Origin of the sequence: Lysobacter sp. BMK333-48F3 (genome assembly GCF_019733395.1) — a bacterium.
In the GTDB taxonomy this organism is placed as follows: Bacteria; Pseudomonadota; Gammaproteobacteria; order Xanthomonadales; family Xanthomonadaceae; genus Lysobacter.
The window spans coordinates 353689-373188 of record NZ_JAIHOO010000001.1 but is presented as its reverse complement, the minus strand read 5'-3'; the positions used below and the strand labels follow the sequence as shown (position 1 = coordinate 373188).

Here is a 19500-nt window from a genome sequence, read left to right as displayed (position 1 = left end):
TCGGCCCGTGCGCTTTCGTCTGCAGCTTCGGCTGTCGCGGCTCACGCCGCTCCTACAAGGGAGCGGAGCGGCATTTCGGCTTGCCGTTTGCAGGCCGGCGGCCGGCTAATTAGGCTTACCGCATGAACGCCCCCGCTTCCCCTGCCGGCCCCCTCACGGGCGACGGCTTCGTCCTGCGCCGCTGGCGCCGCGACGACCTGGACAGCCTGGTGGCGCACGCGCACGACGAGCAGGTTTCGCGCGCGACCAGCGACCGTTTTCCCTATCCCTACACGCGCCAGGACGGCGAGCGCTTCCTTGCCGGCGAGGTGGTCGATCTGAACGCCTCGGTGTTCGCGATCGAGGTCGACGGCCAGGCGGTCGGCGGCATCGGCGCGCGTCCGGGCCAGGGCGAGCGCGCCCATTGCGCCGAGTTCGGCTATTGGCTCGGCCGCCGGCTGTGGGGCGGCGGCGTGATGACCCGGGTGGTCGCCGCGTATGCGCCCTGGGCGATGCGCGAGCTGTCGCTGTATCGCCTGTATGCGACGGTGCTCGACCACAACCCGGCCTCGGCGCGGGTGCTGTTGAAGAACGGTTTCGACGAAGAAGGCGCGCAACGCTGCGCCGTGTACAAGCGCGGGCAACTGCACGATCTGCGGGTGTTCGCTAAGGTTAGAAGGAGTCTGGACGATGCGACATGATCCCCCGCGCGGCCCGCGCAAGCCCGGCGGCACGGGCGAGAGCCCCTGGCGCAGCGCGCCCCGTCGCGATGAGCGCCGCGACGACGCGCGGCCGCCGCGGCCGGCCGGCGAAGAGCCGCACAGTCGCGACGCCGTGCCGCACCGCGGCCACGCCCATCCGCATTCGCGTTCGGAACGCCGCGAGCAGCGCCATCGCCACGGCGACGGCCCTTATCGCGACGCCGGCCGCGACGGCGAGCGCGCGCCGCGACCGGAGCGCGCCGGCCATCGGGCCCGCGACGAGGTCCGCGCCCGTTTCGAGGACGGCGACGACGAAGGCTACGACGCGCCCTCGCCGCAGCGCGCGCGCCGCGACGCCGAGGTGCGCCTGTACGGGCTCAACGCGATCCGCGCGGTGTACGCGCGCCGTCCGCAGGCGATCCGCAAGCTGTATCTGGACGCGCCGCGGATCCCGCAATTGCAGCCGCTGCTGGCCTGGTGCGTGGCCAACCGGGTCGGTTACCGGGTGGTCGAGCAGGAAGACCTGGACCGCCTGGCGGCGAGCAGCCACCACGAAGGCGTGGTCGCCGATGTATTGCGCGAAGAGCCGGTGTCGCTGTCGGAATGGCTGCGCGATCTGCCGGCCGGGCCGCAGCTGGCGCTGTGGCTGGACGGGGTCGGCAATCCGCACAACCTCGGCGCGATCCTGCGCTCGGCCGCGCATTTCGGCGTGAGCGCGGTGCTGTTGCCGAAAGAGGCGAGCCTGGCCCTGTCCGGCGCCGCCGCGCGGGTCGCCGAGGGCGGCGCCGAAGCGGTGCCGATGGTGCGCATGGGCCGCAGCGACAATGCCCTGGCGCAGTTGCGCGGCGCCGGCTTCGCCCTGGCCGCGACGGTGGTGAAGGGCGGCGACGATCTGTTCCGCGCGCCGCTGCCCGAGCGCCTGGTCTACGTGCTCGGCGCCGAGGGCGAGGGCATGGACCGCGAACTGGCCGCGGCCTGCGACCAGCGCCTGTCGATTCCGGGTTCGGGCCAGGTCGAAAGCCTCAACGTCGCCGCGGCCACCGCGGTGCTGCTGGCGGCGTGGCGCGCGCGCCGTTGAGCGCACGCGCCGCCGCGGCGCGGTTTCAGACCAGCCGCTTGATCCGTTCCAGCAGCTCGGCGTAAGCCTCGGCCTGCTCCGGCGACTTCAGCATCGCGCTCAGGCACACCGCGCTGGCGGCTTCCTGCAGCACCTGCATCCGCTGCCGGTGCTGGGCGGCGCCGACCTGCTCCAGGGCGGCGACGAAGGCGTCGCTGCAGGCGCGCTGGCCATAGGCGAAATCGCCCGCCGCGCTCAGGACCTTTTCCTGGGTGAAATTCACCGCGTCCTTGACCTGGCCGGAGACTTCGCCGCCGAACTGGGCGTTCTTGGTCGAGGCGAAGGCGTTCAGCGCTTGTGCGGTGTCGTTCACGGCGGTCTCCACTTGTTGCGGGCCTGCGTCGGACGCGGTGTCCACGCTATACAGCTGCATCACGCCCTGGGTCAGGGACGCCTGCGCGGTGATCTGCAGCTGCTGTTGGCCGGTCACGGCGTCCATGTACAGGATCGAAAGCGCGTGCGCGACCGACTGGTAGATCGAGCCCATCGCCATGGCCGGCGCTTGGCCGAGGACTTTGACGTTGGCCTGGGTGATGGCGTCGGTGATTTGCGGATTTACGACGGTGTCCGGCATTGGATTCCCCCTGTGAAAGTGAGCGGCATGCAGCCGTGCGTCCTGGAATAACGCAAAGCGCGGCCGCAACCGGGCGCGCTTCGCGACGATTCTGTGACCGAGCAGAAACTATCCGCGCCGATAGGGCAGGGGCCGCAGGGGGTTAAGCGCGCTTAACCCCCTCCGTCCCCGAGCGCGCCGCTCCGGCGGCAAAAAAAAGGAACGAGCGGACCCCGCTCGTTCCTCTCTACTCGTTCCCGCTCTTGGAGCCTCACTCCTCCGGCGGCGTCACCTGCTTCGGCGCGCTGCCGAAATCGCCCTCGGCCGAGGCCGCCAGATAGGCGAACACCGCGTAGGCGGCGACGTTCTGCGCCAGCGCCTTGGGGTCGATCTTGTCCAGGGTGTCGTCGGGCGTGTGGTGGTAGTCGAAGTAGTCGCTGCCGTCCTGCGCCAGCCGCGCCCAGGCCAGGCCGCCGGCCGCGAACGGCGAGATGTCCGGGCCCGGGCCGCCCTTGCCGGGCGTGTGCTCGATGCCCAGCGGCGCCAGCGCCTCGGCGATCTGCTTGTCCGCCGCCCGGGCGTAGTCCGGCGCCGAGCTGGAATAGGCGTAGATGCGGCCCGCGCCGAAGTCGCTCTCGGCGCCGATCTGGTGCTTGGCCACGTCCTTGGCGTGCTTGAGCGCGTAGGCCTTGCCGCCGTGCAGGCCCTGTTCCTCGTTGGCGAAGGCGATCACCCGCACGCTGCGCGCCGGACGCAGCTTGGTCTGGCCGATCAGCTTGGCCGCGGCCATGGTCAGGCCGACGCCGGCGCCGTCGTCGATCGCGCCGGTGCCCAGGTCCCAGGAATCCAGGTGGCCGCCGATGATCACCACTTCGTCGGGCTTGCTCTTGCCGCGGATCTCGCCGATCACGTTGTGCGAACTGGCCTGGCCGTCCCAACCGCAGTCCAGGGCGACGCGCACCTGCACCGGCCCGCGCGCGGCCAGGCGGGCGAGCTGGTCGGCGTCGGGCGCGGCCAGTGCGGCCGAGGGAATTGGGGTCAGGCCGTCGTCGAAGCGGGTGATGCCGGTGTGCGGATTGCGGTGCGAGTCGGTGCCGGCCGAGCGCATCAGGAAGGCCGAAGCGCCGGCGCGGATCGCCGCCGACGGACCGCGGCTGCGCACCCGCCCGCCGGGGCCGTAGCCGGCGCCGTCGCGGGCCCGCTCCATGCGGTAATCGACGAAGGCGATCTTGCCGGCCAGCGAACCGGCCGGTGCGGCCTCCAGCGCGGCCAGGTCGGCGAAGCGCACCACCTGCGCCTCGACCTTGCCGGCCGGGCTGCCGCCCAGCGCGGTCAGCGCCAACGGCTGGCGATGGACGCCCAGCACTTCGGCGTGTTCGCTGCGGCGCTCCCACTTCGGGAAGGTCACCGGTTCGATCCAGACCTTGTCGAAGCCCAGCTCCTTGAACTTGGCCTGCGCCCACTGCACCGCGCGCGCATCGGCCTCGCTGCCGGCCAGGCGCGGGCCGACTTCGGTGGTCAGCGACTCGGTGATGCGATAGCCCAGGTCGCTGGCCAGGGCGCGTTCGCGCAGCTCGGGCACGGCGTCCAGCGCGGTCTGCGGAATGCGCGTTTCGCGCTGGGCGGCCGCGGCATGGCCGGCCGCGATCGAACCCGAGAACAACACGGCAGCCAACGCTGCCCACAACGGTGCGCGCATCCCCATCTCCTGGTGCTGGCCCGCCGCCCGGGAGGTCGGTCGGCATAAGGCGAAACCGCGAGCTTAGCAACCGCGATGGGCGTCGCTATCTGAGGAAAGTCACGTCGGACTTGAGCGGTTTTTGTCGCTGGCTATCGCCGCGTTTGAGGCGATCGCGGCAACGCTTTGCCGAAATTGGCGGTATGCGCGCTTTCTGTAGGAGCGGCGTCCCACAGGGATTTCCTTCGGTCATGAGCCGCGACAGCCGCAGCGGTGTGCGAGAGCGTCTTGTCCGAAGACCGATTCGGTGAGCAAACGAGCCGGCGCACGGCGACACCGGCTTCGGACGCCGCGCTGGCGTCAATCGCTTCTGCTGTCGCGGCTCACGCCGCTCCTACAAAAGCGCTGGGCGCAAACGCGAACGGCCGCGCAGGGCGCGGCCGTTCGCAGTTGCGGCGTATGCGGCTTACTTCTTCAGCGAGTCGCGGATTTCGCGCAGCAGCAGCACGTCTTCCGGCACCGCGGCCGGGGCGTCGGCGGCCGGCTTGCGCAGGCGGTTGTAGGCCTTGAGGAACAGGAAGATCACGAACGCGATCAGGACGAAGTCGATCGCGGTCTGCAGGAAGCTGCCGTACTTGATCGCGACCTCGGCCGCGACTTCCTTGCCGGCGGCGTCCAACTGGGCCGGCTTGAGCACGTGCTTCCAGTCGCTGACGTTGACCCCGCCGCTGAAATAACCGACCGCGGGCATGACGATGCCGTCGACCAGGGCGGTGACGATCTTGCCGAACGCCGCGCCGATCACCACGCCGACCGCCAGGTCGACCACGTTGCCGCGCGCAATGAACTCTTTGAACTCGCTGATCATGCCCATCGCATGCTCTCCCTGGTTGACGACATGAATGAGGCGCCATCGCGCCGGCGCGGACTATGCCCGGACCGGAGTGATGCGGCCGTGGAGTTCGGCCACGCCTTCCAGCGTCGCCCGATAGCGGTCGCCCGGCTGCAGCGGGCCGACCCCGGACGGGGTGCCCATGTAGACCAGGTCGCCGGCGCGCAGCGCGTACAGGCGCGACAGCTCGTGCAGGATTTCCTCGACGTTCCAGACCAGGTCGTCGAGCGAACCGCGCTGGCGCAGCTCGCCGTTGACCTCCAGGGTCAGCGCGCGCGCGCCGAGCTCGCCGACGTCGGCGGCCGGTACGATGGCGCTGATCGGGGCGGCGTGGTCGAAGGCCTTGCCGATGTCCCAGGGCAGGCCCTTGGCCTTGGCCTGCGCCTGCAGGTCGCGGCGGGTCAGGTCCAGGCCGACTGCGTAGCCGTAGATCAGCCCCGGCGCGTCGGCGACGGACAGTTCGCCGAGCGGCGCGTCGCGGCCGATCGCGACCACCAGTTCGACCTCGTGGTGCAGGTCGTCGGTGCCGGGCGGGTAGGGCACGTCCTCGCCGAGCTCGATCGCGTCGTGCGGCTTGAGGAAGAACACCGGCCGGCCGCGGTCGGCGGCCGAAGTCGGCACCGCCGCGCCCATTTCGCGCGCGTGTTCGGCGAAGTTGCGTCCGACGCAGTAGACGCGGCGGACCGGGAAGAAGGTGCCGTCGGCGACATCGGCGCCGCGGACCGGAATGCGGGTGAGCGGCGGCGCCGCGACGACGTCGGTCATGGGCTCAGCGGGCATTCGGCGTGGAAGAGCGGCCGAGCAGGGCCGGCGCGACGACGCGGTACTCGCCTTCGACCACGTCGCGGCCGCCGCGGCTGCGCGCGACCGGCCGGCCGCGGCGCTTCCACAGCTTGTAGCCCAGGCCGGCGGCGATCATCGCCGCGCCGACGAACACGCTGAACATCACCAGCAAGGCGAGCAGCCCCAGCCCGACCACGCCGAGCGCGAACCGCAGGAGGCGATGGCGCGGCTTGCGCGGCTCGAAAGCGCTGCGCATGCGCGACTGGAACGCATTCCATTGCGACCGGTGATCGGTGAAGCGGAAGCTGTGGGCAAACATTTCGGGTGTCGTGAGACAATGCGGCCATTCGCCGGACACGTGAGTATCGTTGCAGGCATGGACGAGGGTGTGAGAACTTCGTTAAACCCGGCCGGCGGCAGCGACCCCGGCGGTCAACTATTGATCGCCCTCGAGCGCCTGGCCGACGGCGGTTTCGCCGAAGTCGAGGCGACCCTCGACGGCGACGCCGAATCGCTGGTGCTGTACCGCGACGGCGACGCCGTGCGCGCCTGGCTCAACATCTGCCCGCATGCCGGACGCCGTCTGGACTGGGCGCCGGGCCAGTTCCTCAAGAGCAAGGACGGCCTGCTGGTCTGCGCCGCGCACGGCGCCAGCTTCGAACTGCAAGCCGGGCTGTGCACCGCCGGCCCCTGCCGCGGCGAAGCGCTGCGCGCGGTCGCGGTGACGGTACGCGACGGGGCGGTGTGGCTGGGGTGAGCGGGTAGGGTTCGAAGACTGCACAGCTCAAAAGCTCAAAAGCAAATCCCCCCTGGCCCCCCTTTTTCAAAGGGGGGAAGCTGATAGGTGGCGACGTTGCGGCGTGAGCGATTCGGGTAGGCAGCGGGGCCGTGCGCAGGCACTCCTCTCGTGGATGCGACGAACCCGCCGAAGCATTCCCCCTCGTGGATACGACGAATCCCGCCGAAGCATTCCTCTTGTGGCTGCGACGAATCCCGCCGAAGCATTCCCCCCTTTGAAAAAGGGGGGCAGGGGGGGATTTGCTCTTGCTCGCCCAAACCCGCGTCCAGGCCGCCCGCTGCTGCTGGCCCGCCTACTTGCCCCAGAACAACACGTTGACCATCAGCACCGTCACCACGGTGTAGATCAGCGACAACGGGCCGCCGATCTTCCACAGTTCCTTGCCGCTGTAGCCGGCCGGGCCGGTGATCATCGAGATCACCGGGTTGGACGCGGTCATGAAGTTGTTCGACGCCGACAGCGCTACGATCAGCGCGAACGCGGTCGGGTTGCCGCCGGCCGCCAGGGCCAGGTTGACCGCGAGCGGCACCACCACGATGGTCGCGCCGACGTGGCTGATCACTAATGAGAAGGCCGTGGTCAGCAGTCCGACCAATATCTCCAGCAGCCACACCGGCGTCCCGTGCGGCAGCCGCTCGATGCTGTGCCCCGCGATCCACGCCGCCGCGCCGCTGGAATCCATCGCCCAGCCCAGCGGAATCAGGCAGGCCATCAGGAACACGGTCTTCCAGTTGATCGCCGCGTAGGCCTCGTCGATGTTGATCACCCCGGCGATCAGCATCCCGGCCACGCCGGTCATCAGCGCGATCGACACCGGCAGGCGCGAGGACAGCGCCAGCAGCATGGCCACGGCGAAGATCGCCAGGGCGATCTTGAGCTTGTGCGGGCGCTGCTCGCCCTTGGGGTAGTCGGTGACCACCACCAGGTCCTTGCTCGCCGCAGCGCTGGCCAGGTCGGTCCAGATGCTGTGGAACACCAGCATGTCGCCGGCGCGCATCGGCACGCTGCGCACGTTCTCGCGCAGCACGCTCTTGTCGCGGTTGATCGCCAGCAGGCTCAGCCCGGACTGCTTGCGCAGGTGCAGGTCGCCGGCGGTCTTGCCGATGTAGCCCGAGGTCGCCGGCACCACCGCCTCGGAAATGCCGGCGCGGCTGGGATTGAACAGGTCGGCGAAGTTGCGCAGGCGCGAGGACAGGCGCAGGAAATGGTTCTGGGCGAAGTCGGCGACCTGCTGCTTCGGCCCCATCGCGCCGAGCACGCTGCCGACCCAGATCCGGGTGTCGGCCGGCGGCGCCAGGCGCGATTCGTTGTCGCTCTTCAACGCCAGCAGCAGCGGCGCGCCGCGCAGGGCCTCGGCCTCGCCCAGCGACATGCCGACCAGCGGGCTGTCGGCGGTGACGGTGAGCTCGTAGACGTCGCCCTCGATGCCGTAGGCCTTGGCGAAATAGCTCTGGGTACGGGCCGGCGTCGCACCCTTCTCGCCGTCGTCGCGCAGCAGCTTGTCGCCGAAGAAATGGAAGTAGGCCAGCGAGGCGGCGAGCAGGGCCAGGCCGATCGGCAGCGGCGCGAACATCTTCAAGGGCTCGATGGTCGCCGCGCCCGAGGGCAGGTTGCTGTTGGCGTTGAGCAGCAAGTCGTTGAGCAGGATCAGCGGCGAATTGCCGACCATGGTCAGCGCGCCGCCCATCACGATCGCGGCCGCGATCGGCAACAGCAGCCGCGGCAGCGACAGGCCGGTGCGCGAGGACAGGCGCGAGGCGACCGGCATGTACAGCGCCATCACCGACGGGTTCTGCATGAACGAGGAATTGAGCCCGGCCACCGCGGTGGTCAGCAGCAACAGGCGTTGTTCGATGCCGTGCGCGCGCCGCAGCAGCCAGCCGGCCAGCCGGTTCAGGGCGCCGGTGCGGTCGAGCCCGGCGCCGAGGATCATGGTCGCGATGATGCTGATCACCGCGTTGCCGGAGAAGCCGTTGAACAACTCGTCCGGCTCGACCAGCCCGGACAGGCCGAGCAGCACCAGCACGACCAGCGCGACCACGTCGGCGCGGATGCGCTCGAACAGGAACATCGCCATCGTGAACACCACCAGCCCGAGAACGAGCTTCATGTCGGTGGTGAGCGCGAGGGCGGTGTCCATCAGCGGCGGGAATGGGGAATGGGGAGTTGGGAATCGTTAAAGCGAACGAACCCGCCGACCGGCGATTCGGGCCTTTGCGAATGTCGCGAATAGTCCGCCACGGTTTCCAAGCCAGTCTCCGGTCCTATTCCCCATTCTCCATTCCCGATTCCCGGACTCGGTCGTACAACAGATCCCAGACGCCGTGGCCGAGCTTCTGGCCGCGGGTCTCGAAGTGGGTCTGCGGGCGCCAGTCCGGCCGCGGCACGCTGCCGCGCGGGCCGGCGCGGTTGGCCAGGCCGGTGGTGGCGTCGAGCACGTCCCACATCTGCTCGGCATAGTCTTGCCAATCGGTGGCCAGGTGCAAGCGGCCGTCGGCGGCGAGCTTGCGCACCAGCAACTGCGCGAACGCCGGCTGGACCAGGCGGCGCTTGTTGTGGCGCTTCTTGTGCCACGGATCGGGGAAGTAGATCCGGATCTCGTCCAGCGAGCCGTCGGCGATTTCCTGGTTGAGCACCTCGACCGCGTCGTGGTGGTACAGGCGAACGTGGTCGCTGGCGTCCTCGGCCAGGGCGTTCAGCAGCCGGCCGACGCCGGGGGCGTGGACCTCGATGCCGATCAGGTCGCGCTCGCGGTCGTGCTGGGCGGCGTAGCGCAGCGCCTCGCCGTTGCCGAAGCCGATTTCGAGCACGCGCCTGGCCTGGCGGCCGAAGATCGCGTCGTAGTCGCGCGGCGCGCCCTGGTAGTCGATGCCGAAGCGCGGCCACAACTCATCGAAGGCGCGCTGCTGGGCCGGGGTGAAGCGGCCCTGGCGCAGCACGAAGCTGCGCACCTGGCGGCGGCCTTCCTCGATCGTGAATGGCTTGGGCGGGACCTTGCCTTCGCCCGAGCCGGGTTTGTCCCTGGAGCCGGAGTCCGTCATCAGCCGATCAATCCGTCCACCGGCGAGGAGGCGCTGGCGTAGCGCTTGCGCGGGATCCGGCCGGCCTTGAACGCGGCGCGGCCGGCCTCGATCGCCAGCTTCATCGCATGCGCCATCAGGATCGGGTCGCGGGCGCCGGCGATGGCGGTGTTCATCAGCACGCCGTCGCAGCCCAGTTCCATCGCGATCGCCGCGTCCGAGGCGGTGCCGACGCCGGCGTCGACCAGGATCGGCACCTTGGCGTTCTCGACGATCTCCAGCAGGTTGTAGCGGTTCTGCACGCCCAGGCCGGAGCCGATCGGCGCGGCCAGCGGCATCACCGCGACGCAGCCGATCTCCTCCAGGCGCTTGGCCAGGATCGGGTCGTCGGAGGTGTAGACCATCACGTCGAAGCCGTCCTTGACCAGGGTCTCGGCCGCGGCCAGGGTCTGGACCACGTCCGGGAACAGGGTGCGCTGGTCGCCCAGCACTTCCAGCTTGACCAGCTTGTGGCCGTCGAGCAGCTCGCGCGCCAGGCGGCAGGTGCGCACCGCGTCGTCGGCGGTGTAGCAGCCGGCGGTGTTGGGCAGCAGGGTGTAGCGGTCCGGCGGCAGCACGTCGAGCAGGTTGGGTTCGCCCGGGTTCTGGCCGATGTTCGTGCGGCGGATCGCCACGGTCACGATTTCGGCGCCGGCGGCCTCGGTGGCCAGGCGGGTCTGTTCGAGGTCGGTGAACTTGCCGGTGCCGGTCAACAGGCGCGAGCGGTAGGTCTTGCCGGCGATGACCAGCGGATCGGAGAAGGCGGTATTCGTCATCGTTGAATTATGTCGGATATCGGCCGGCGCTTGGACCCCGGGGCTGAGCGGGGACTGACGAGCGAGCGGCGAGCGAAAGGGAGCGAAAGGGACGGAGGGGATTAAGCTCGCTTAATCCCCTCCGTCCCTGGGGCGGTCGCCAGACGCGAGGGGCGCAACAACGGCAGCGACGGCAGAAACCGGCCACTCCGGAGGCCTGCGCGGGCCGCCCATCGCAATCGGCGACCGTTCGTCGTCCGGCTCAAATAATGTGATTGACGTCGCAAAATGCGGCGTATAGTCCGGCCTAGCGGTACCTGGGGAGGGCGTTGCCGATACAGCGCTCTGCAGTGCCGTCGCGGCGCCCGCCAGGGGAAGCGGGTGCCGCCGTTGTACAGGACTCGAAAAAGGCACAACCGGCGCGAGCCGGCGTCGCAAAGCCACGGATGCCGATCCGTACTAGGGGGCGGCATGGCCGAGCTACCGAGCGCGAAGAACTGGGCGCCTACTGCCCCGCTCACGGAGTTCTGACATGTCCACCAACCGACGCTGGCGTCCGCTGCTCGCAGCGGCGCTGCTAATGGCTTCCGTCGGAGCCTTGCCAACCGCGGCTTGGGCCGCCTCGGTGCAACCCACCACCTACCCCGGCAACTTCACCAGTTGCGACGACCTACCCGGCGTCGGCACCTGGCAGGGCGGCGGGGCCAGTTCCGGCGGCGCACCCATCGACGGCCAGGTCTACAACCTGGGCAACGGCCAGACCATCACCTTCAACTACACGCCCTCCGGGCAAAACAAGTACATCGGCTTCACTTCGACCATCCCGATGGACTACATCGTGGTCAAGGGCGGCAACGCTTATAACGTCTTCCACTACGACCCTGCGGTCCTCAGCGACATCAATCTGCATGCGCCGAACAACTCCAGCGGCGAACCCGCGGGCGTCAGCCATGTCGCGTTCTGCTTCCTGCCCAAGCCCACCGGCGTCAAGACCGCTGAGGCCAGCTGGAAGCGCTACACCGACTGGCAGATCGAAAAGACCGTAACGCCAGAAAGCATCACCATGCTCGACGGCGACAGCCACCAGGTCGAGTACACCGTCACCGCGACGCCGACCACCCGCGGCCTGTACCGCGTCGCCGGCACCATCACGGTCAAGGACCCCTTCAGCTTCGGTTGGAAGGCCACCGCGGTCGTCGACACCCTGCAGTTCAACAACAGCGCGACCCAGTTCACGCTGCAATGGACCGCGGCCAGTGGCGACACCGACACCCTCAACTGCGTCAAACCGGCGCCGAATGCGGACAAGATCATCCTGTCCTGCAGCTACGCGTTCGAGCTGAGCAGCATCAGTCATCCGTTCCTGCTTAGCGCTACCGGCGGCATCAACGCCGCGGGCATCACCACCGAGCGCAAGTCCTGCGACTGCAGCGACGACGGCAGCAGCGGAGGCACCACGAGCTACACCTTCACCGCGAGCGCGCCGTTCACGATCCCGGCCAACCCGGCCGAGAGCTACGGCGATACTTTCGCGATCGACGACTCGATCCTGCCGAACAATCCGGACCATAGCTTCAGCCTCGGCAACGGACCGTACGTGTGGACGTATCCGCGTCCGCAGCCGTTCGTGTGCGGCGCCGATCAAGGCCAGCACACCAACACCGCGACCGGCACCTGGAGCACCAGCGCCAGCACCAACGCCACCGCCAGCGATTCGGCGATGGTCACCGTGGCCTGCCGGACCGTGTCGATCATCAAGAACGCGAACACCCGCTACGACCGCGACTATGCCTGGGCTCCGGACAAGCATGTGGTGGTCTCGCCGGCCGACGCCAAGGTGGTCGGCATGCAGGGCTGCCTGCCTAACCCGATCGTGGGCGGCATCTATGCCGGCAACTTCCTGTGCGACGACGTGCAGGTCCTGCTCAATGCCGGCGGCAACTACGAGACGGTCTATCGTCTCGCGGCGACCCGCAGCATCGAGTCGGAAAGCGGCTTCAGGGTCAGCGGCAACATCCTGATCACCTGGCCGGGCGACGTGACGCCGCAGTTCAGCCCCGCGGACCCGAGCGACACGCTGCACTTCGATGGCGGCGCGACTCAGGCCGTGGTTCCGACCTGCGAACCGCCGGGCGCGACCTCGCTGAGCTGCGACTACGCTGCGGACGTGGCCGACAAGACTGCCGGCTACAACGAAGCCAGCATCCAGCGCGTGCTGAAGTGCTACGACGCCGCCGGCAACGCCAGCGACTGCGGTTTCAAGAGCTACACCTCGAACCAGGCCGCGTTCTCGTTCGGCGCGCCCACCACTGAAGCCGACGCTTGCGTCGTGGCCAGCGACCTGTTCAACGGGACGCCGGGCCTCAACCTCGGTGGCAGCTTCGGCTGGATCGTGGAGCCGTTGGTGTGCGACAGCTTCGCCAAGTTCGTCACCGGGGACATCAACCCCGATCCGAACATCGTCGAGAGCCTGGACATCTTCGCCGCGTGGATCCTGCCGACCCAGACCGGTCCGGGCAACACCTGCGAGTTCATGGTTCCCAACGTGCTGACGGTGAGCGGCATCGGCGAAGCGGGCGGCGTCAACGCCAGCGACGAGGCCATCATCACCGTGAAGGTGCCGGAACTGTGCGCCGCCGCGGGTTGTACCTACACCCAGGGTTACTGGAAGACCCACTCGAAGTACGGTCCTGCGCCGTACGACGCGACCTGGGCGATCATCGGAGAAGATACGCTGTTCTTCAGCTCCGGTCAGACCTGGTACAAGGTGTTCTGGACGCCGCCGAAGGGTGGTAATGCGTACTACATCCTGGCGCACCAGTACATGGCCGCTCGCCTCAACGTCGAAGCCGGCGGTAGTGCGCCGCCTGCGGTGCAGAGCGCGATCGCCCAGGCCACGGCGTGGTTCACCGGCCGCAGCAGCGCCGCGCCGAAGGGCGCAGCGCGCGACACGGCGATCAACCTCGCGGGCATCCTGGCTGCCTACAACGAAGGCACCATCGGGCCGGGGCATTGCTCCAGCTCGCCGGCGACCATCATCGACGCCGGTACCTGATACGCCTGATACGAATGCGTGCTTGGAGGTCGTACTTGAGCCCCGGCTTCGGCCGGGGCTCTTTTCTTTTTTGCGGTGGCGACGGACGGTTCGAGGCTCCGGACAGCGGCGTGGCATTGCACCGCTTCGGCTGTCGCGGCTGACGCCGCTCCTACAAGGGGAGGGCGACGCCGTGGCCTGGTTTCTTGGGCGCCGCGGCCCGGCTTCTTGTAGGAACGGCGTCCCTCGGGGATTTCCTTCGGTCACAAGCCGCGACCGCGGCCTCGCAGCTACGGCGCGACCTGGGGCATGGCGGTCGCGACTTGCGTCGCTCCTACCCTCGGTGTCGGACGATTCGCGGCTTCGGATCCGACGTGGTATCCATTGCTTCGGCTGTCGCGGCTGACGCCGCTCCTGCAGGGCAGCAGCGCCGTGCTTGGCCACCTGTAGGAGCGGCGTCGGCCGCGACAACCGCAGCGACGCACGTAAGCGCCGTCGCCGAAGCCCGGTCTGCGGTGCTTTGCTTTCGGACCTGTGAGGAAGCGACGCTTCGGTCGGCGGCGTGGTATCCCACCGCTTCGGTGTCGCGGCTGACGCCGCTCCTACAGGGGGGGGCTGCGCCGCTCGCGGGGGAAGACCGCCGCCTCAGCCGCCGCCCAGCGCGTGCACGATCTCGACCTTGTCGCCTTCGCCGATCGCCTGCTCGGCGTGGCGCCCGCGCGGGACGATTTCGCCGTTGATTTCGACCGCGACCCGGCGCTCGCCGAGCCCTTCCTGGTGCAGCAGTTCGGCCACGGTAAGCGCGGCCGCGAGCGTGCGCGGCTCGCCGTTGAGCTGGATGTTCATGCGCGCATTGTCGCGTGCGCGCCGCGCAGCGGCCAGTGCCGGCGCTGGCGGCGCGTTGCCCGGTTCGTGACCTTCGGCCGCGGTCGTCGGCCGCCGTAGCGGCGATAATCGCCGCGCCGTTTTGACGCGCTGCGCCTTGCCTTGGCCGGTGCGCGCGTGTTTGGATCGGCCATCCGCCGGCGTATGTCGCCCGGGCGGAGCTCCTTCCGGCCCGAGCCGGCCCGTCCGCGGGCCGCGCCCGCCGCCATCACCCGTCACATCACCGCAGGGAAGTTCATGATGAAACCCGTTCGTACCGCGCTGGCCGCCGCTCTGCTGCTGGCGACCGTCCCGGCCCTGGCCCAGGATTATTCCAAGACCGTTTTCATCGGCGACAGCCTGACCGACTCGGGCTGGTTCCGTCCGCGCCTGATCCAGGCGGTCGGCCCGAACGGCGCCTTGCTGGGCCGTTTCACCACCAACCCGGGCCTGGTCTGGTCGGAATACCTGGGCGAGTACTACGGCGGCAACGCCGCCAGCGCCAACCAGGGCGGCGACAACTACGCCGTCGGCGGCGCCCGCACCGGCACCAACACCACCGGCGCACTGGGCACCATTCCGTCGCTGGCCACCCAGACCGCGAACTACCTGGCCAGCACCGGCGGCCGTGCCGACCCGAACGCGCTGTACAGCGTGTGGGGCGGCGCCAACGACCTGTTCGCGGTGGTCGCCGGCGCCCCGGCGCAGACCACCATCGCCAATGCCGTCACCGCCCAGATCGGCGTGGTCGCCTCGCTGCGCAACGCCGGCGCCGAATACATCCTGGTGCCGACCGTGCCCGACCTGGGCGTGACCCCGCAGTTCCGCGCCGGCGGCGCGGCCGCCCAGGCCACCGGCACCCAGCTGGCGACCAGCTACAACAACGCCCTGTACAGCGGCCTGGCCGCGTCCGGCCTGCGGGTGATCCCGCTCAACACCTTCAGCCTGCTGCGCGAGATCGTCGCCAACCCGGCCCCGTACGGCATCACCAACGTCACCGGCACCGCCTGCAACCCGCAGATCACCGCCGCCTCGGTGACCTGCAGCCCGGTCAACTACGCCACCCCGGACGCGCCGGAAACCTACGCCTTCGCCGACGGCGTGCACCCCTCGGGCAAGGCGCACAAGATCCTCGCCGACTACGCCCTAGGCGTGCTGGAAGCGCCGCGCTTCATCGCGGTGCTGCCGAACTCGGCCGCGGCCACCGGCCGCGCCCGCGCCGACCAGGTCACCACCCACATCGGCGAGCGCTCGGACGGCGAGGGCATGCGCTGGTGGGCCAGCCTGCGCGGCGACTTCCAGCGCTACGGCCACGGCGACCTGTACGACGGCGCCGGCCCGGCGCTGACCGGCGGTGTCGACTGGCACCGCGGCAACCTGGTGTTCGGCGCCTTCGCCGGCTACGGCCAGCAGAAGCAGGACTTCGGCCTGCGCCACGGCGAGTTCGAGCAGAAGGAAGCCAGCATCGGCGGCTTCGCCGGCTGGTACGGCGAGCGCGCCTGGGTCAACGGCCAGGTCAGCTACACCAAGCTCGACTACGACATCGACCGCAACGCCAACCTCGGCCCGGTCTCCCGCGTCCACCACGGCTCGGCCGACGGCGACAACGTCACCGTCGCGGTCAACGGCGGCTGGGAATTCGGCCACGACGCGCTGCGCCACGGCCCGGTGCTGGGCCTGGTCTCGCAGACCATCGAAGTCGACGGCTTCGCCGAAAGCGACCCGACCCTGGCCACCTCGCTGGCCTATCCGAAGCAGGAGTTCGACTCGCTGATCGGCAGCGTCGGCTACCAGGTCCACTACACCCACAGCGAAAGCTTCCGCCCCTACGCGCGCCTGACCCTGGACCGCGAGTTCGAGGACGCCCCGGACCAGGCGTTCGCGCGCCTGCAGAGCGTGCAGGGCCTGGGCGACTACGCGGTCAAGGGCCGCCACTTCGACCAGAACTACGGCACCATGCTGTTCGGCGTGCGCACCAAGCTGTTCGGCCTGGACGCCAACGTCGGCGCCAGCGCCACCATCGGCCAGGGCGCCGGCAACAACACCACGGTGTTCGCCCAGATCGGCAGCGGTTTCTGATTGCCGCCGTCGTCGAATAAGGCTGCAAACGAAAAACCGGGCCGCAAGGCCCGGTTTTTTCTTGGCTTGCCGGTTAACCGCCGCACGCCCGGGCCCCGCATTGCCAGCGCCGCGGCCGCGGCTTAGACTGGTCCGGCAAAGCGGGTGTAGTTCAATGGTAGAACTGCAGCTTCCCAAGCTGCTAGCGTGGGTTCGATTCCCATCACCCGCTCCAGAACTAGGAAGTCCTTTTCAATCAATGGCTTGGAAAGGCTTAGGCAGGGCGGATCGTTACACCTTGCCGTTGCATCGTTACACCGATCAAAGCCCGCCAAGTGCGGGCTTTTGTTTTTGCAGTTTGGTTTGAACTACGCTGCAGATCGCTCAATGGGGGGCGCCGGCTGGATGGCCATGGATCCGAGCAGGCAGAAGGAAGAGTTCCAGTACGCATACGTGGCTGCACTTGCAGCCCACGCCGGTCTCAACCGGGGAGACTTCCGTGTTGACAATGACAGCGTGGATGTCACCTTCCAAGGAAGGGGGTTCGTAGCTCCATACAGGAACCCGCAAATCCAGCTGCAGCTGAAGTGCACTTCTCGTGGCCTCATCTCGGGGGGCGTGATCAAGTACCCCTTGCCAAAGAAGAACTACGATGATCTGCGCGGCGATGACGTGGTCGTGCCCCGTTATCTCGCAATATTGGTCGTCCCCGATCAGGTCGCAGAGTGGGTGCTGCACCACGAAGACTGCGTGGCACTTCACAACCTTTGCTTCTGGGTTTCGCTACGCGACGCCCCCGCGTCGAGTAACACAACAAACGTGACAGTCGACGTCCCGATGTCACAACGGCTCACAACGAATGTACTAAGGGACATGATCGTGGCGGCCAGTCACGGGAGGTCAGTGTGAACAATCGGCCGCTTCCCCGCGTTAGTGCTGATCAGATCCAGACCTATCTTCAGATGAAGAATTGGGTGAGCGATGGAGCCATCGGCCGGGTGGCAACTGTCTGGCATCGGAACGACTCATACGATGCTGAGGTCGTGCTCCCCCTTTCCCTCAAGGTCAAAGACTACGACCAGAGACTGAAAGATGCCCTGGTCTCGCTGGCTGCATATGAGCAAAGAGAGATTATCGACGTAGCGGACGACATCGTCGGAGCCGCTGTCAATCTGGTGGCGGTTCGGGTGATCGGCCAGGACACTTCCGATGGGAGCATACCCATAGACGATGGCGTCCTGCTCATTCGGAAGGCGAAAGAGCTGTTTTACGCCGCTGCGATGGCTGTGTATTCCAAGAGGCGACAGTTCAGCGGTGTGCCGCCGAAAGACGCAAAGGAATACATGGATTCCCTGCTGCTAGGCCAAACGGAGATTGGTAGCTACGTTGTAAAAATTATTGCTCCAATCCATCCGATTCCGGCGTCGTCGGACGAGGGGCATAGCGATAGTTCATTGACGGAATTAGTTGCTCATAGCTTGGTCGCTGGCTTGTCCGCGTTGACCGAAGCTAGTGGGCGCTATCAATTGAGCAATGATCTGGGCACTTTTGAGAGAGCTGTTGCGTTGGGGGCTAGTGCCAACATGTGCGATGCCCTTCTTGGGTTCAGCGGGAAGGATCGAACTCGGGGATTTGAGATCAAGGTGTCAGCTCCTTCGGGGCCCTTGTTTGTTCGGGATACAAAGACGTTCTCTTTCGGTTCTAGTGACGTTGAGACGTTGGAGCTGGCGTCTAGCTATTACAAGAACGATTACGTCCTGTTAAATCGAGAAATAATGGGGTCTGTGAAGCATCTGCATCGACCGCAAGTTGATGAAGTTGGGACCATTACAGTTCAAACGGTCGTTGGAGAGTCTGAGCGCAGTGTGCAAATCCAGCTTGGGCCCGAGGACTATCACTTGGGAGTCTTGGCTCACGATAGAAAGCTGATCGTCCGATGCCGGGGGGATGTTCATGTCAAGAGCAGAACTGCCAGACTGCTGAATCCGCGAGACTTTGAGATCGTAGAGCTGCCGACGCTCTTATAGCCTGATGGTCGCGAGTAATTTCTATCGCGAAAATTTCTGCACGCCTTTATAGATGGGTTGTTTCGGCTTGTCCCCCCGCCAGCGCAACTACCAGGCGCACCGTATAGCGCCGTACTTGCGTCCCAGGGTCGCGAGCCGGGCGATCTCCGCCGATCGTGCTTTCGCGGTCAGCGCGTGGCCGGTTTCATGCCCCAGGGTGCTGGTGATGTTGTCGATACGTGCCTGGGGACTGGCGGTCTTGTCCGTGAAGCTGTCGATGCTGACGAAGACCGTTCCGGTTTCCTTGTCGTAGTGGCCGCCCTCATTCTGCTCGGTGGTGACGCCGATGTGTTTGAGGGTCTGCTGGCTGGCGGCATCGATCATGATGCTGGCGAGGTAGGGCGAACTTGCGATCGCCGCTTGGACGTCCTGGGCCGCGTTCGGCGGAACGCCGTTCTGCTTGGAGAGTTCGCCGACGAGGGCGCGCAGCTGCGGAGGCAGCGGCTCAGCCATGGCTCGACTCGGCGTGGTCCGCGTCGATCTCGACGGACAGCACGCAAGGCCGTCCCTTTGGATCTGCGCTGTCGATCGCGCGATAGAGGTTCACAACCAGGTAGAAGGCGATGTTGTTGCTGGGCATATCTTTCCGGAACGACCAGGACTCCTTCAGATGCGGCGCGCTCTTGGAGCGCGAGTAGCCCAGCGCCGCGATATCGTTGTTCAGCGGTGCGAACTCCAGACTGCACGTGGCCAGTGCGTTCTCGGGCTTGCGCGGGTCGCCCTTCCAGCCGGGGGGCGTCCAGTGGATCGCGACATGCCGACCGGGCGTGCCTGGATGCAAGGCATCTACCGTGACGCTGTAGCGACCGCCATCGGTCAGCGGGCCTACGGCCAACTGGCTCTTGGCGTCTTCCGGGTCCGGACCCAGGACCACGCCCAGGACCTGCGCCAACTGGGACGGCTCGGTGTCTCGTGCGGTTTTCAGGTTTCCGATCAGCGTCAGCATGCGCGCCCGCAGTTGCTCGGTCGCCAGGGCGGGGCCTTGAGCCAAAGGGGACGATGGGGAGGATGCTTGAGCGATGTTCGCCGGCTGGGCTGCCCGCGTGGCCAACTCCGCGGCCCGGTCGGCTGCCGCTGCGGCCGTATCGGCGCCGTGTTGCGGGGTCGCGTCGACATGAAGAGGAGCAGCGGTCGATGCCGTCATGGCGGGAGTCTCCTTGGG

17 protein-coding genes, 1 tRNA gene, 1 pseudogene and 1 riboswitch are annotated in these 19500 nt (G+C 67.6%); of the genes and pseudogenes, 8 read left to right on the top strand and 11 right to left on the bottom strand.

Features of this window, described 5'->3' with window-relative positions; genetic code table 11:
• Positions 1-122: 122 nt before the first annotated feature.
• Both K4L06_RS01400 and K4L06_RS01395 read left to right on the top strand, forming a co-directional pair.
• Entirely contained in the window at positions 123-680 is a 558-nt protein-coding gene (locus K4L06_RS01400) for a GNAT family protein (protein WP_221669691.1), read from the top strand.
• The gene (locus K4L06_RS01395; RefSeq protein WP_221669690.1) at positions 670-1758 is read left to right on the top strand and encodes an RNA methyltransferase; all 1089 of its coding nucleotides are present in this window, start codon (positions 670-672) and stop codon (positions 1756-1758) included. The genes K4L06_RS01400 and K4L06_RS01395 overlap by 11 nt, the downstream gene beginning before the upstream one ends.
• Before the next feature lie 385 nt (positions 1759-2143).
• Here K4L06_RS01395 and K4L06_RS22460 read toward each other — a convergent pair.
• From K4L06_RS22460 to K4L06_RS01370, 5 genes and pseudogenes are all read right to left on the bottom strand, one after another.
• Positions 2144-2371, bottom strand: a pseudogene (locus K4L06_RS22460) (RebB family R body protein); the annotation flags it as partial.
• Between the two features lie 250 nt (positions 2372-2621).
• Complete coding sequence (locus K4L06_RS01385) at positions 2622-4037, bottom strand: M28 family peptidase (protein WP_255595457.1); 1416 nt, start codon at positions 4035-4037, stop codon at positions 2622-2624.
• 457 nt (positions 4038-4494) lie between these two features.
• Positions 4495-4902: a large-conductance mechanosensitive channel protein MscL gene (mscL, locus tag K4L06_RS01380; RefSeq protein ID WP_221669687.1), complete on the bottom strand. Its 408-nt coding sequence runs from the start codon at positions 4900-4902 to the stop codon at positions 4495-4497.
• Between the two features lie 54 nt (positions 4903-4956).
• Positions 4957-5685 (bottom strand): fumarylacetoacetate hydrolase family protein, encoded by a 729-nt coding sequence (locus K4L06_RS01375; RefSeq protein WP_221669686.1) that lies wholly within the window; start codon positions 5683-5685, stop codon positions 4957-4959.
• A 4-nt stretch (positions 5686-5689) separates the two neighbouring features.
• A complete protein-coding gene (locus K4L06_RS01370) occupies positions 5690-5959 on the bottom strand; it encodes a hypothetical protein (protein ID WP_221673483.1) in 270 nt (89 codons plus the stop codon).
• 132 nt (positions 5960-6091) lie between these two features.
• Between K4L06_RS01370 and K4L06_RS01365 the strand changes: the two genes are divergently transcribed.
• Positions 6092-6460: a Rieske 2Fe-2S domain-containing protein gene (locus K4L06_RS01365; protein WP_343225713.1), complete on the top strand. Its 369-nt coding sequence runs from the start codon at positions 6092-6094 to the stop codon at positions 6458-6460.
• A gap of 334 nt (positions 6461-6794) precedes the next feature.
• Here K4L06_RS01365 and K4L06_RS01360 read toward each other — a convergent pair whose 3' ends face one another.
• The 3 genes from K4L06_RS01360 to K4L06_RS01350 all read right to left on the bottom strand — a co-directional run bounded on the left by K4L06_RS01360 (position 6795) and on the right by K4L06_RS01350 (position 10337).
• Complete coding sequence (locus K4L06_RS01360; protein WP_221669685.1) at positions 6795-8642, bottom strand: SLC13 family permease; 1848 nt, start codon at positions 8640-8642, stop codon at positions 6795-6797.
• Between the two features lie 124 nt (positions 8643-8766).
• Positions 8767-9543, bottom strand: a complete 777-nt coding sequence (gene trmB, locus K4L06_RS01355) for a tRNA (guanosine(46)-N7)-methyltransferase TrmB (RefSeq protein WP_221669684.1) — start codon at positions 9541-9543, stop codon at positions 8767-8769.
• Positions 9543-10337, bottom strand: a complete 795-nt coding sequence (locus tag K4L06_RS01350) for a thiazole synthase (protein ID WP_221669683.1) — start codon at positions 10335-10337, stop codon at positions 9543-9545. The genes trmB and K4L06_RS01350 overlap by 1 nt, the downstream gene beginning before the upstream one ends.
• A gap of 378 nt (positions 10338-10715) precedes the next feature.
• Positions 10716-10804: riboswitch (cyclic di-GMP riboswitch) on the top strand.
• Between the two features lie 44 nt (positions 10805-10848).
• On the opposite strand from K4L06_RS01350, the gene K4L06_RS01345 reads away from it, so the two are divergent.
• Positions 10849-13371 (top strand): hypothetical protein, encoded by a 2523-nt coding sequence (locus tag K4L06_RS01345; RefSeq protein ID WP_221669682.1) that lies wholly within the window; start codon positions 10849-10851, stop codon positions 13369-13371.
• A 624-nt stretch (positions 13372-13995) separates the two neighbouring features.
• Here the strand turns inward: K4L06_RS01345 and thiS are convergent.
• Positions 13996-14196 carry a sulfur carrier protein ThiS gene (thiS, locus tag K4L06_RS01340; protein WP_221669681.1) on the bottom strand — a complete coding sequence of 67 codons (201 nt, stop codon included), beginning with the start codon at positions 14194-14196 and terminating at the stop codon, positions 13996-13998.
• 300 nt (positions 14197-14496) lie between these two features.
• On the opposite strand from thiS, the gene K4L06_RS01335 reads away from it, so the two are divergent.
• From K4L06_RS01335 to K4L06_RS01320, 4 genes are all read left to right on the top strand, one after another.
• Entirely contained in the window at positions 14497-16293 is a 1797-nt protein-coding gene (locus tag K4L06_RS01335; RefSeq protein WP_221673481.1) for an autotransporter domain-containing protein, read from the top strand.
• A 140-nt stretch (positions 16294-16433) separates the two neighbouring features.
• Positions 16434-16507: transfer RNA gene (locus K4L06_RS01330), tRNA-Gly, on the top strand.
• Between the two features lie 128 nt (positions 16508-16635).
• Positions 16636-17181 (top strand): DUF4365 domain-containing protein, encoded by a 546-nt coding sequence (locus K4L06_RS01325; protein WP_221669680.1) that lies wholly within the window; start codon positions 16636-16638, stop codon positions 17179-17181.
• Entirely contained in the window at positions 17178-18299 is a 1122-nt protein-coding gene (locus K4L06_RS01320; RefSeq protein WP_221669679.1) for a hypothetical protein, read from the top strand. Before K4L06_RS01325 ends, K4L06_RS01320 begins: the two co-directional genes overlap by 4 nt.
• 87 nt (positions 18300-18386) lie before the next feature.
• Here the strand turns inward: K4L06_RS01320 and K4L06_RS01315 are convergent, their stop codons facing one another.
• A complete protein-coding gene (locus tag K4L06_RS01315; protein ID WP_221669678.1) occupies positions 18387-18791 on the bottom strand; it encodes a hypothetical protein in 405 nt (134 codons plus the stop codon).
• Complete coding sequence (locus tag K4L06_RS01310) at positions 18784-19482, bottom strand: hypothetical protein (RefSeq protein WP_221669677.1); 699 nt, start codon at positions 19480-19482, stop codon at positions 18784-18786. Before K4L06_RS01310 ends, K4L06_RS01315 begins: the two co-directional genes overlap by 8 nt.
• Between the last annotated feature and the right edge of the window lie 18 nt (positions 19483-19500).